Raw genomic sequence first — 12484 nt, 5'->3', positions numbered from 1 at the left:
GCGGGAGCGATCGGCATCGGCAGCGGGCCGGCGGTTAAGGCGGCACGGTCCCTGCGGCGATCGGCATCGGGTGAGAAGGCATGCCGCGACCCTGCCGCATCCCATGCTGCGGCGCAACCGGCGATGCGCGGGCGGGTCTACCGCCCCTGATGCGCCAGCCGATAGGCATGCGCCGGATAGGCCCCCAGCACCTTCACCTCGCGGGAGAAGAACGCCAATTCCTCCAGCGCCCGCGTCACGTTCGCATCGTCCGGATGGCCGTCCACGTCGGCCAGGAACTGCGTCGCGGTGAATTCGCCGTCCAGCATGTAGCTTTCCAGCTTGGTCATGTTCACCCCGTTGGTGGCGAAGCCGCCCAGCGCCTTGTACAGCGCCGCCGGGATGTTCTTCACCCGGAAGACGAAGGTGGTGATGCAGGGGCCGCGGAAGGGCGCCGCCTTCTCCCGCGAGCAAATGTAGAAGCGCGTGGTGTTGTGCGCCGCGTCCTCGACGTTCCGCCGCAGGATCTCGAGCCCGTAGGTCTCGGCCGCCAGCGCGCTGGCGATGGCCGCGTCCTCGATGCCGCCGCGCTCGGCGATGATCTGCGCGGCGCCGGCGGTGTCGGCCTCGATCACCGCCTGCAGCCCCAACTCCTTCAGGATCAGCCGCACCTGGCCGAGCGCCACCGGATGGCTATGGGCACGTTTCAGGGTGGACAGCGTGGCACCCTTCGGCGCCAGCAGGCAGTGCTCGACCCGCTCGAAATGCTCGCCGATGACGGACAGGCCGCTGTCGGGCAGCAGGCGGTGGATGTCGGGCACCCGTCCGGCCAGCGAGTTCTCGCAGGGCAGCATGGCGAGCTTCGCCTCCCCGGCGCGGACCGCGTCCATCGCCGCCTCGAAGGAGGGGCAGGGCAGCGTGTCCCAGCCGGGATAGGCGGCGCGGCAGGCGAGATCGGAATAGGCCCCGGGCAGGCCCTGGAAGGCGATGAGGTTCGACATGCGGGCCGCCGTGGACAGGAATGAGCGCGGTGTCTAACCAACCACCCGGTGCGGCGCAAACCAGGAGCCCGGGCGTGCAGGAATTCATCGAGGCCGCCGAGGCCGCGGCCGAGGCCGCCGGCGCCATCATCCGCCCGCTTTTCCGCTCCCAGCTCCTGGTCGATTCGAAGGGTGACGCCAGCCCGGTGACCGAGGCCGACCGGGAGGCCGAGCTCGCCATCCGCGCGCTGCTGGCGGCCCGCTTCCCCGGCCACGGCATCTGGGGGGAGGAGTACGGCCCGGAGCGGGCCGATGCGGACTATCTCTGGGTGCTCGACCCGATCGACGGGACGCGGGCCTTCGTCACCGGCCGCCCGCTGTTCGGCACGCTGATCGGCCTGCTCCACCGCGGCCGCCCGGTGCTGGGGATGATCGACCAGCCGGTGACCGGCGAGCGCTGGCTGGGCCTGGACGGCCAGCCGACCCGCTTCCGCGCACCGCTCGGCGGCACCCCGCGCTGCCGCCCCTGCCCCACCCTCGGCGATGCCGAACTCTCCTGCACCAGCCCCGACATGTTCGAACCGGCCGACCGCCCGGGCTTCGAACGCCTTCGCAGCGCCGCCCGCCGCGTCACCTGGGGCGGCGACTGCTATGCCTATGGCCTGCTGGCGCTCGGCCTGGTGGACGTGGTCTGCGAGGCGACGATGAAGCCCTGGGACTGGGCGGCGATCGTCCCGGTGGTGGAAGGCGCCGGCGGGCGGGTGACCGGCTGGGACGGCAAGCCGCTGACGCTGGCAAGCGACGGCCGGGTGCTGGCGGTGGGCGACGCGGCGATGCTGGCCGAGGCCGTGGCGCTGCTCGGCGGCTGAGCGGCGGCAAAGGTTGTCGCCGCCGGTCCGAACCCCCATCCTGCGGGGATGAACCGCCGCGACCTGCTGGCCATCGGGCCGACCCTTGGCCTCGCCCTTCCCGCGCTCCTCCGCGGCCGGGGCGCCCGCGCCGCCACCCCGGCCGGCAGCCCCGGGCCGGACGGGATCACCCGCACCCATGCGCTCTCCCTGTTGGGGGAGCCCGCCTTGCCGGCCGGCTTCGCCCATTGGCCCTGGGTGAATCCCGACGCGCCGAAGGGCGGCGAGTTGGTGCTCGGCGGGCTCGGCAGCTTCGACAGCTTCAACCCCTTCATCCTGCGCGGCACGCCGGCCATCGGCATCGGCCGGATCTGGGACACCCTGCTGCGCGACAGCGACGACGAGCCGAGCACCGAATATGCCCATCTGGCGCAGCGGATCGACCTGCCGGCCGACCAGCGCTGGGTGGGCTTCGAGCTGAACCCGGCGGCGAAGTGGCACGATGGCCGCCCGGTGACCGCCGAGGATGTGGTCTGGACCTTCGAGACGCTGCGGACCCAGGGCCGGCCCAACTACCGGTCCTACTATGCCGACGTGGCGGAGGTGGTGGCGGAAGGCCCCCGCCGCGTGGTGTTCCGCTTCAAGAACAACGAGAACCGCGAGCTGGCGCTGATCCTCGGCCAGCTCACCGTGCTGCCCAGGCACTGGTGGGAAGGCCGCGACTTCAGCAAGCCGCTGCAGGAGATCCCGCTCGGCTCCGGCCCCTACCGGCTGGAACGCTTCGAGTCGGGCCGCAGCCTGGTCTACCGCCGGGTGGAGGACTACTGGGGCCGCGACCTGCCCACGATGAAGGGCACGGCGAATTTCGGCACCATCCGCTACGAGTACTTCCGCGACTCGACGGTGGCGCTGGAAGCCTTCAAGGCCGGGCAGATCGATTTCCGCACCGAGAACATCGCCAAGGAATGGGCTACCGCCTACGACTTCCCGGCGGTGCGGAAGGGCCTGGTGAAGCGCGACGAGATCCGCCACGAACGCCCGACCGGCATGCAGGCCTTCGCAGTCAACCTGCGCCGCCCGCTGTTCCAGGACGCGAGGGTCCGCCGTGCCCTGATCGAGGTCTTCGACTTCGAGTGGATGAACGCCAACCTGTTCTACGGCAGCTACACGCGGACGACGTCCTACTTCTCCAACTCCGAGCTGGCGTCGAGCGGCCTGCCGCAGGGGCGGGAGCTGGAGATCCTGGAGAAGTTCCGCGGCCGCATCCCCGACCGCGCCTTCACCGAGGCATACACGCTGCCGGTCACCGACGGCTCCGGCAACAACCGGGACGGCCTGCGCCGCGCGCTCGACCTGCTGCGCCAGGCCGGCTGGGTGGTGAAGGACCGCAAGCTGGTCAATGCGAAGGGCGAGCCCTTCGCCTTCGAGATCCTGCTGAACGGGCCGAGCTTCGAACGCGTCGCCCTGCCCTATGTCCAGGTCCTGCAGCGCCTGGGGATGGAGCCGCGCGTGCGGACCATCGACCCGGCGCAGTACGAGGTCCGCACCGACGCCTTCGACTTCGACATGACGGTTGGCGGCGCCGGCCAGTCATTGTCCCCAGGCAACGAGCAGCGCGACTTCTGGACCTGCGCCGAGGCGCAGAAGCCGGGCAGCCAGAACCTGTCCGGCATCTGCGACCCGGCGATCGACGAGCTGGTCGAGCTGCTGATCGCCGCCCCCGACCGCACCGAACTGATCGCCCGCACCCGCGCGCTGGACCGCGTGCTGCTGTGGCACGACTACATGATCCCGCAATGGCACAGCCGGACCTTCCGCGTGGCCTATTGGGACAAGCTCGGCCGGCCGGCGCGCAACCCGCGCTACAACCTGGCGCTCGACACCTGGTGGATCGAGCCCGACCGGGTCGGCGCGGTCGAGCAAGGCCGGCGGGACGTCCAGCAGGCGCCGCGATAGCCGGATGGGGGCCTATCTCCTCCGTCGCCTGGCCCTGGTGGTGCCGACCCTGCTCGGCATCATCCTGATCAATTTCGCCGTGGTGCAGTTCGCCCCCGGCGGCCCGGTCGAGCAGATGCTCGCCGAGATCAAGGGCAATGCCGGCAGCACGCTGGGGCGCCTTTCGGGCGAGAGCCAGGGCGAGACCCGGCCGCAGGACCGGCGCGACAATGCCGGCAGCGGCGAGGGCAGCCGCTACCGCGGCGCCCGCGGCCTCGACCCGGCGGTGGTGGCGGAGATCGAGCGGGCCTTCGGCTTCGACAAGCCCTGGCAGGACCGGCTGTGGACCATGCTGGCCGGCTACGCGCGCCTCGACCTCGGCCGCAGCCTGTTCCGCGACAAGCCGGTGGTCGACCTGATCCTCGAGAAGATGCCGGTCTCCATCTCGCTCGGCCTGTGGTCGACGCTGATCATCTACCTGGTCTCGATACCTTTAGGCATCCGCAAGGCGGTGCGGGACGGCTCGCGCTTCGATCTTTGGACCTCGGCGGTGGTGCTGGTGGGCTATGCGATCCCCGGCTTCCTCTTCGCCATCATGCTGGTGGTGCTGTTCGCGGGCGGCAGCTTCCTGCAGTGGTTCCCGCTGCGCGGCCTGCTGTCGCCAGGGATGGAGGGGGCGCCCTTCGCCGCGCGGGCGCTCGACTATGCCTGGCACATGGTGCTGCCGACCATCGCGCTGGTGATCGGCGGCTTCGCCGGGCTGACCATGCTGACCAAGAACTCCTTCCTTGAGGAGATCAACAAGCAGTACACGGTCACCGCCCGCGCCAAGGGCGCCGGCGAGACCCGCGTGCTGTACGGCCACGTCTTCCGCAACGCCATGCTGCTGATCATCGCCGGCTTCCCCGCCGCCTTCATCGGCATCCTCTTCACCGGGGCGTTGCTGGTGGAGATCATCTTCTCGCTCGACGGGCTCGGGCTGCTCGGCTTCGAATCGGCGATCCGGCGCGACTACCCGGTGATGTTCGGCACGCTCTATATCTTCACCCTGCTCGGGCTGGTGATGCAGATCGTCGGCGACTTCGCCTATACGCTGGTCGACCCGCGCATCGACTTCGAGGCGCGCCGGTGACACCGCTGACCCAGCGCCGCCTGGCGAATTTCCGCGCCAACAAGCGCGGCTGGTGGTCGCTGTGGATCTTCGCCGCGCTCTTCCTCGTCACCCTCTTCGCCGAGTTCATCGCCAACGACCGCCCCCTGGTCGCCAGGCTGGACGGCAAGTGGTTCGTCCCGGTCCTGGCCGACTATGCCGAGGAGGAGATCATCCCCGACGGCCTGCCGACCGAGGCGAACTGGCACGACCCCGAACTGGTGCGGGAGATCGCCGCGCGCGGCTGGATCCTCTGGCCCGCCATCCCCTACGCCTACAACACCGTGGTGCTCGGCCTGCCGCAGCCGGCGCCCTCCCCGCCCACCGCGCAGAACTGGCTCGGCACCGACGACCAGGCGCGCGACGTCATGGCCCGCGTCATCTACGGCTTCCGCATCTCGGTGCTGTTCGGCTTCACCCTGACCATCGTCGCCTCGGTCATCGGCGTCGCCGCCGGCGCGGTGCAGGGCTTCTACGGCGGACTGACCGACCTGCTGTTCCAGCGCTTCATCGAGGTCTGGTCGGGCATGCCGCAGCTCTTCATGCTGATCATCCTGGCCTCGATCATCGAGCCGGGCTTCTGGACCCTGCTGCTCTTCCTGCTGCTGTTCTCCTGGATGGGGCTTACCGGCGTGGTGCGGGCCGAATTCCTGCGCGGCCGCAACCTGGACTACGTCCGCGCCGCCCGCGCGCTCGGCGTCTCCGACACCCGGCTGATGCTGCGCCATATCCTGCCCAACGCCATGGTGGCGACGCTGACCTTCCTGCCCTTCATCCTGTCGGGGTCGGTCACCGTGCTCGCCTCGCTCGACTTCCTCGGCTTCGGCCTGCCGCCGGGATCGCCCTCGCTCGGGGAATTGCTGGGCCAGGGCAAGAACAATTTGCAGGCGCCCTGGCTGGCCTTCACCGGCTTCGTGGTGCTGGGGGGCGTGCTGACCTTGCTGATCTTCGTCGGCGAGGCGGTGCGGGACGCCTTCGATCCACGGAAGCTGCCGGGGGGTGGGCGATGACGGGAAGGAAGATCGGGGGAGACGGTATTCTCCCCCGAACCCCCTCATCTATTTCTGGGAGTCGGCACCCGCCGCGCGGCGAATACCAACCCACAAAAATAGATGAGGGGTCTGGGGAGAATACTTTCTCCCCAGCCTTTTCCTCGCCATGACCCTGCTCCGCGTCGAGGACCTCTCGATCGCCTTTGGCGCCCGCACCGTCGTGCGCGGCGTCTCCTTCCATGTCGACCCGGGCGAGACCGTGGCGCTGGTCGGCGAATCCGGCAGCGGCAAGTCCGTCACCGCCCTCTCCGCCCTCCGCCTGCTGCCCCCCGCCGGCCGCAACCCCACCGGCCGCATCACCCTCGACGGCACCGATGTCCTCGCCGCCGACGAAACCGCGCTGCACCGGCTTCGCGGCGGCACCGCGGGCATCGTCTTCCAGGAGCCGATGACCTCGCTCAACCCGCTGCACACCATCGCCCGCCAGGTGGGGGAGGCGATCACCCTGCACCAGCCGCTCTCGGGCGGGGCGCTGCGCGACCGCGTGCTGCACCTGCTGCACCAGGCCGGCCTGCCCAATGCCGAGGAACGGCTGAACGCCTACCCGCACCAGCTCTCCGGCGGCCAGCGCCAGCGGGTGATGATCGCCGCCGCGCTCGCCAACGACCCCAGGCTGCTGATCGCCGACGAGCCGACGACCGCGCTCGACGTCACCATCCAGGCGCAGATCCTGGAATTGCTGCGGGACCTCAAGCGCCGCCTGGGCATGGCGATGCTGCTGATCACCCACGACCTGCAGATCGTCCGCCGCCATGCCGACCGCGTGGTGGTGATGAAGGACGGCGAGGCGGTGGAGCAGGGCGCGACCGATTCGGTCTTCGCCGACCCGCAGCATCCCTATACCCGCATGCTGCTGGCCACCGAGCCGCGCGGCCGCCCCGCCCCGGTGCCGGCGGGGGCCGGGCAGATCCTCGATGGCGACCGCATCAAGGTGCATTTCCCGATCCGCCGCGGCCTGCTCCGCCGCACGGTGGGTTTCGTGAAGGCGGTGGACGGCGTCAGCCTGGCCATCCGCGAGGGCGAGACCCTCGGCCTGGTCGGCGAGTCCGGCAGCGGCAAGACCACCCTCGGCCTCGCCCTGCTGCGGCTGGAGGACAGCCAGGGCACCATCCGCTTCGAAGGCCGCGACATCCAGCCGCTGTCCCGCGCCGCGCTGCGGCCGCTGCGCCGGCGCATGCAGATCGTCTTCCAGGACCCCTACGGCTCGCTCTCGCCGCGGCTCACGGCGGGGGAGATCGTCGGCGAGGGGCTGGAGGTGCACGAGCCCGGCCTGACCCGCGCCGCCCGCGACACGGCCGTGGCCCAGGCGCTGGAGGAGGTGGGGCTCGACCCCGCCGCCGCCGGCCGCTACCCGCACGAGTTCAGCGGCGGCCAGCGCCAGCGCATTGCCATCGCCCGCGCCCTGGTCCTGAAGCCCCGCCTGGTGGTGCTGGACGAACCGACCAGCGCGCTCGATGTCTCGGTCCAGGCCCAGGTGGTGGACCTGCTGCGCGACCTGCAGGCGCGGCACCGCCTGGCCTACCTGTTCATCAGCCACGACCTGCGGGTGGTGCGCGCCCTGGCCCACCGCATCATCGTGCTCAAGGACGGGGTGGTGGTGGAGGAAGGCGAGGCCGAGAGGCTTACCGCCGCGCCGGCCCAGCCCTATACCCGCGCCCTGATGGCCGCGGCATTCGATTTGCGTGCTCTCCGCACGACTGACCTGCGCGCCGTGGAGGGGACCCACCGCACGTGACGACCGAGTTGGACCGCCTGCGCGAGCTGCTGGATGCCGACAAGGCCAAGCTCGGCATCCATATCCGCAAGATGAACAGCCCGGGCACCCCGGTCTACCGGTCGCTGGAGAACGTGGTGCCGCCCGGGCTGATCCTGGTCGCCTCCTTCGCCGCCACCATGCTGGTCCACTTCTACCTTGGCGCCGCGATCCTCGCGGCCGGCTGCGCCTGGTGGCTGATGCGGCACCTGCCGCAGGTGAAGGACGGCGTCTTCGACCGGACCGCGGCCATGGTGCTGGCCAGCGAGAAGCAGTTCGACTTCTGGTGGTCGCAGGGTGTGCTCAGCCTCTATGCCAAGCTGCCGGACGGCAGCGAACGCGCGGCGACCCGCCGGCAGGACTGGCGCGCCTGGGTGCGCGACCTGCCCGACGGGCTGGAAACCCTGCCCAGCGGGCAGATGATGCAGGAGCAGTGATGGCCATTCTGCTGGCGACCAACAAGAGCGCCGCGGCAAGCACGGTCGAGGCCTGGCGGCAGGCGCTGCTCGCCGTCGATCCGGGGCTCGACATCCGCGGCCGGGACGAAGCCCCCGACCCGGCGGAGATCGACGTGGTGGTGATGTGGGGCGCGCAGGACCTGGCGGCGCTGCGGGCCTACCCGAACCTGAAGCTCATCTGTTCCATGGGCGCCGGCGTGGACCACCTGATGCGCCCGCCCGGGCCGCCGCCCGGCGTGCCGGTGGCGCGGCTGAAGGATGCGCGGCTGACCACGGGCATGACCGAATGGGTCCTGCTGAACGTGCTGCGCTTCCACCGCCAGGACCTGGACTACCGCGCCCAGCAGGCGGCGCGGATCTGGGACGAGCTCCCCGCCCCCGACACCGCCGGCCGCCGCATCGGCATCCTCGGCATCGGCGAGATCGGCGCGGCCTCGGCGAGGGCGTTGATGGCGCTTGGCTTCCCGGTCATGGGCTGGTCACGCGGGCCGAAGGACCTGCCCGGCCTGCAGGCCTTCCACGGGCCGGACGGGCTGGCGGCGATGCTGCCGCAGGCCGACATCCTGGTCTGCCTGCTGCCGCTGACGCCGGATACGCGCGGCGTGCTGAACGCGCGGACGTTGGGGCTGCTGCCGCGCGGCGCCTTCCTGGTGAACGGCGCCCGCGGCGGACATGTGGTGCAGCCGGACCTGCTGGCGGCGCTCGACAGCGGCCAAGTCGCCGCCGCCGCGCTCGACGTCTTCGAGCCCGAGCCGCTGCCGGCCGACCACCCCTTCTGGGCGCATCCACGGGTGATCATGACGCCGCATGCCGCCAGCATTACCATTCCGCAGTCGGCGGCGCCGCAGGTGGTGGAGAACATCCGGCGTGCCCGCAACGGACAGCCGGCGCTCAACCTGGTCGATTTCACACTTGGCTACTGAGACCCGCACGCAAGTAACGAGTACCGGGCAGGACCACCCCCTTGCGGTGGACCCATCCGTACCGCGGCCTGCGCAGCACCCACCCACCCAGAAATTGGGTGGGTGGCCCACATCAGCCGGCGCGGCGCGTTTCGCGGCCCTGGTCGGTATTCGCGGCCGGGGCGTCGCCCGACGACGCGTGCAGATGCGTCTCGGCCTCGGACATGATCTGCCGCATGTCGCGCAGGAAGGCGGTACCCTTCAGGGTCCGCTGCACGATCACGCTGCGGCGGTCCATCGGATCCACCTTGCGCCGCGCCAGATCCAGTTCGCCAAGGCGGTCAAGCGCCCGGGTGATGGCCGGCTTGGAGACGTTCAGTTCCGCCGCCAGGCCGCGCACGGTATGCGGGCCGTCGGTCAGGTAAACCGTCAGGAACACGCCGAGCTGGCGCGCCGACAGATCCGGACCATCCCGCCGCACCAGCGCGACGACCGTATCCCTCAGGATACCGACCAGTTGGTCGGGGTTGCTTTGTACCGCCATAGCTTCAATCCCCTCGCCCGTTATGGGCATTCTATGCTGACCGGCCCAAGGCCCATGCTCCCGGGTCGGCACAATCAGTTTGCAGGCACTACAGACGGGTAACGCATCCTGCTGTTGTGAGAGCCGTCCGACCCGAAAAGTTTCCACGGCATCTCGTTTTCGTTACCGGCCCGGCCCCGGTATGCCTCCGAACAGAGTCTCGATGGCGCCCACCAGCGCGCGTAGCGCCTGTGCTTCTCCGCCTTCCGGCCGTCCTGGCCGGTTGTTGTCGTTCCAGGCGTAGACGTCGAGATGGGCCCAACGCATAGCTCCCGGGACGAAACGACGCAAGAACAAGCCGCCGATGATCGCGCCCGCCATAGGACGCGACGAGACGTTGTTCAGATCAGCAACAGCGCTGTCGAGCCAGGAATCGTAGCCGCCATGTAACGGCAGCCGCCAGACCGGGTCGGCAGCAAGGTCACCGGCGGCGGACAGGACCGCCGCCAGCGCATCGTCCGGCGTCATGAGCGCCGGCAGGTCGGGGCCGAGCGCCACCCGCGCCGCCCCGGTCAAAGTGGCGCAGTCGACCAGCAGCTCCGGCTCCCGCTCCGCCGCGAAGGCCAGCAGGTCGGCCAGCACGAGCCGGCCCTCGGCATCGGTGTTGCCGATCTCGACCGTCAGCCCGGCCCGGGTACGCAGCACATCGAGCGGCCGGAAGGCATTGCCGGCCACCGCATTCTCCACCGCGCCGACCAGCACCAGCAGCCGCACCGGCAGGCCGAGCCGCATGACCAGCTCGGCCACGCCCAGCACCAGCGCCGCGCCGCCCATGTCCTTCTTCATCCGCAGCATGCCCGCCGCGGGCTTGAGGTCGAGCCCGCCCGAGTCGAAGCAGACCCCCTTGCCGCAGAGCGCGACCAGGGGCGCCTCCGGCCGGCCCCATTCCAGGATGGCGACGCGCGGCGTCCGCGGACTGGCCTGGCCGACCGCGGCCAGCGCCGGAAAGCCTTCCTCCAGCGCCGCGCCCTCGACGATCGTGCAGCGGCCGCCATGCCGCGCTGCCAGATCCTGCGCCGCCCAGGCAAGCTCGGCCGGGCCCAGCAGGTTCGGCGGGGTGTTCACCAGATCGCGCACCCGCAGTATGGCCGCGGCGGTGTGCTGTGCCCGCTCGGTCCCCGGCGGCGGCACCAGCCGCGCCGGCGCCCGGCCGGCCGGCTTGAAGCGGCCGTAGCGGTAGGCGCCCAGGGCCCAGCCGAGCACGGCATCCGCGCCATGCGCCGGATCTGCCAAGCGCCAAGTACTGCCGGCCGGCAGGGCATTCGCCAGGCCGCCGAAGGACCAGACGGTCGGTTCGGCCTCGCCCAGGCCGAGCACCGCACCGGCGACGCCGCCGCCGCCGGGCAGCAGGCGGACCTCCTGCGGCCGCGCCTCGAAGCCCGAGGCTTCGAGGAACCCGGCCGCCTCCGGCGCCAGCCGGTCGCGCAGCGCCGCCAGCCCACCGGGCGCGACGCAGTGGAGCGGCAAGGCAACGCTATCCGGCGGGGCTAGTCCATCGAGCGGCATACAATATCCCGGCGCGTGCGGCGCCTGAGCATCGCCGCAGCAGGGCGACGCCCCGGCGCCGGAATACTTCCGCTGAATTCATGCGGCGTTACGCGATTCCTGTCCAGTCTTGCGTGCCGCTGCCGTTTCGTTTTCCTGAGTCTGGATAGTTTGCGGGGCATCCATTGCCTGCAGATGCGCCTCGATCATCGGGACGGGGCAGGGCGAATCGGCTGGGACCAGGTCCCGCCACCCGGCGACTCCGGGCAGCCTGCCCGGGTTGCGGCGGATCAGCTCGGTCTTCAGGAAGGGGAAGCCCAACCGCCGCACCAGGGCATGCCAGAAATGGTGCGTCGGGTTCAGCGGCTGGCCCAGCAGCAGCGCCGCCCGCGCCGCCGGGTCGAGCGCCTCGAGGTCGCGCAGCAGCGGGTGGGAAGCGGCGAGCCGCGCCCGCTCATCCGGGTCGGCCAGTGCCGCCGCCACCAGCCGGTGGTAGCCGAACAGCGCCGCCACGTGGTGGCCGCGGCCGTGCATCCAGCGCGCCAGGCGCAATTCGCCACGCTGCACGACCAGCCATTTCGAATGGCTCATGTGCATGCCGGCCAGGAAGCCGAACAGGTCGCCCGTCGCGGCCGCGCCGCGCGCCAGCAGGAAGTAGCTCTGCAGGTGCGGGCCGCCCTGGATGCTCTCGGTCAGGCCGAACACCCCCTCCCCGCCCGCCCGCAGCGCGGCGAGCACCGGCGGCAGCGGCAGGATCGGGCCCAGCACGCTGTCGTTGGCCAGCAGCAATTCGGTGGCGCCGGGCCAGCGGCGCCGCGCCTCGACGGCCAGGTCCTGCCAGGCGCCGAAGTCGCGGCCGAAATTCCGTCGTTGCGCAACCAGGGCGCAATGCTGCCGGGCGGCCTGCCAGTCCGCCTCCGGCACTGTCCCGGCCATGCTGATGAAGACGATGGCGAAACCAGCCTCGGCCAGCCCGGCCAGCTGCCGCCGCACCATCTCGGACACCGTGCCCGCGGCGGCGAAATGCACGTAGAGCGCGACCGCCGCGGCACTGGGCCGCGGGTCCACCCCGGCTTCCAGCCGCAGCAACGGCGGCGCGCCGCCGCCGAGCGCACGGGCGGCGTCCTGCGGCAGGGCCCCGGCGATCTCCAGCCCCACCTGGCCGACCCGGTAGGCCAGCCGCCGCCATGTGCCGGCGGTGCTGTAGCCGTGGATGGCCCGGCGCAGCCCGGGATCCTGCGGGCTGAGCGGGGTGAGCATGTAGGGCAGTGGGGGGGCCGGCAGCGGCGGGACCTTCCGGGTGGGACAATCCCGGCGCTACCACGTGTCCGGCCGGCGCGGGTTCAGGAGGCCGGGAGA

Annotated in this window: 11 protein-coding genes; 7 read left to right on the top strand and 4 right to left on the bottom strand. The window is 71.1% G+C overall.

Annotated features, from left to right (window positions below; genetic code table 11):
• Positions 1 to 137: 137 nt before the first annotated feature.
• Positions 138 to 980, bottom strand: coding sequence for a prephenate dehydratase (locus ACFQS7_RS20125; RefSeq protein WP_380068916.1), 843 nt, complete (start codon positions 978 to 980; stop codon positions 138 to 140).
• Between the two features lie 74 nt (positions 981 to 1054).
• Here ACFQS7_RS20125 and hisN point away from each other — a divergent pair, with 74 nt between their 5' ends.
• The 7 genes from hisN to ACFQS7_RS20090 all read left to right on the top strand — a co-directional run bounded on the left by hisN (position 1055) and on the right by ACFQS7_RS20090 (position 9078).
• Positions 1055 to 1828, top strand: coding sequence for a histidinol-phosphatase (hisN, locus tag ACFQS7_RS20120; protein WP_380068915.1), 774 nt, complete (start codon positions 1055 to 1057; stop codon positions 1826 to 1828).
• Positions 1829 to 1876: 48 nt separating this feature from the next.
• Complete coding sequence (locus ACFQS7_RS20115) at positions 1877 to 3763, top strand: extracellular solute-binding protein (RefSeq protein WP_380068914.1); 1887 nt, start codon at positions 1877 to 1879, stop codon at positions 3761 to 3763.
• 4 nt (positions 3764 to 3767) lie between these two features.
• Positions 3768 to 4874 carry a microcin C ABC transporter permease YejB gene (locus tag ACFQS7_RS20110; protein ID WP_380068913.1) on the top strand — a complete coding sequence of 369 codons (1107 nt, stop codon included), beginning with the start codon at positions 3768 to 3770 and terminating at the stop codon, positions 4872 to 4874.
• Complete coding sequence (locus ACFQS7_RS20105; RefSeq protein ID WP_380068912.1) at positions 4871 to 5902, top strand: ABC transporter permease; 1032 nt, start codon at positions 4871 to 4873, stop codon at positions 5900 to 5902. The genes ACFQS7_RS20110 and ACFQS7_RS20105 overlap by 4 nt, the downstream gene beginning before the upstream one ends.
• A gap of 148 nt (positions 5903 to 6050) precedes the next feature.
• Complete coding sequence (locus tag ACFQS7_RS20100) at positions 6051 to 7679, top strand: ABC transporter ATP-binding protein (protein WP_380068911.1); 1629 nt, start codon at positions 6051 to 6053, stop codon at positions 7677 to 7679.
• Positions 7676 to 8134: a hypothetical protein gene (locus ACFQS7_RS20095; protein WP_380068910.1), complete on the top strand. Its 459-nt coding sequence runs from the start codon at positions 7676 to 7678 to the stop codon at positions 8132 to 8134. The genes ACFQS7_RS20100 and ACFQS7_RS20095 overlap by 4 nt, the downstream gene beginning before the upstream one ends.
• The gene (locus tag ACFQS7_RS20090; RefSeq protein ID WP_380068909.1) at positions 8134 to 9078 is read left to right on the top strand and encodes a 2-hydroxyacid dehydrogenase; all 945 of its coding nucleotides are present in this window, start codon (positions 8134 to 8136) and stop codon (positions 9076 to 9078) included. The genes ACFQS7_RS20095 and ACFQS7_RS20090 overlap by 1 nt, the downstream gene beginning before the upstream one ends.
• Positions 9079 to 9190: 112 nt before the next feature.
• Here the strand turns inward: ACFQS7_RS20090 and ACFQS7_RS20085 are convergent, their stop codons facing one another.
• The 3 genes from ACFQS7_RS20085 to ACFQS7_RS20075 form a co-directional block, all read right to left on the bottom strand.
• Entirely contained in the window at positions 9191 to 9601 is a 411-nt protein-coding gene (locus ACFQS7_RS20085) for a MarR family transcriptional regulator (protein WP_380068908.1), read from the bottom strand.
• A gap of 162 nt (positions 9602 to 9763) precedes the next feature.
• Positions 9764 to 11107, bottom strand: a complete 1344-nt coding sequence (locus ACFQS7_RS20080; RefSeq protein WP_380068907.1) for a leucyl aminopeptidase family protein — start codon at positions 11105 to 11107, stop codon at positions 9764 to 9766.
• A 117-nt stretch (positions 11108 to 11224) separates the two neighbouring features.
• Positions 11225 to 12385, bottom strand: a complete 1161-nt coding sequence (locus ACFQS7_RS20075) for a hypothetical protein (RefSeq protein WP_380068906.1) — start codon at positions 12383 to 12385, stop codon at positions 11225 to 11227.
• Positions 12386 to 12484: the final 99 nt, after the last annotated feature.

The sequence above is a fragment of the Dankookia sp. GCM10030260 genome (genome assembly GCF_042666655.1).
Classification (GTDB): domain Bacteria; phylum Pseudomonadota; class Alphaproteobacteria; order Acetobacterales; family Acetobacteraceae; genus Paracraurococcus.
The sequence above is the reverse complement of the archived record's forward strand: the minus strand, read 5'-3'. Positions and strand labels throughout refer to the sequence as shown.

Bases quoted from the DNA above. Each gene is read 5' to 3' on its own strand.
- ACFQS7_RS20090 (WP_380068909.1), top strand. From the start codon at position 8,134: ATGGCCATTCTGCTGGCGACCAACAAGAGCGCCGCGGCAAGCACGGTC.
- ACFQS7_RS20110 (WP_380068913.1), top strand. From the start codon at position 3,768: ATGGGGGCCTATCTCCTCCGTCGCCTGGCCCTGGTGGTGCCGACCCTG.
- ACFQS7_RS20115 (WP_380068914.1), top strand. From the start codon at position 1,877: ATGAACCGCCGCGACCTGCTGGCCATCGGGCCGACCCTTGGCCTCGCC.
- ACFQS7_RS20125 (WP_380068916.1), bottom strand. From the start codon at position 980: ATGTCGAACCTCATCGCCTTCCAGGGCCTGCCCGGGGCCTATTCCGAT.
- ACFQS7_RS20085 (WP_380068908.1), bottom strand. From the start codon at position 9,601: ATGGCGGTACAAAGCAACCCCGACCAACTGGTCGGTATCCTGAGGGAT.
- ACFQS7_RS20075 (WP_380068906.1), bottom strand. From the start codon at position 12,385: ATGCTCACCCCGCTCAGCCCGCAGGATCCCGGGCTGCGCCGGGCCATC.
- ACFQS7_RS20100 (WP_380068911.1), top strand. From the start codon at position 6,051: ATGACCCTGCTCCGCGTCGAGGACCTCTCGATCGCCTTTGGCGCCCGC.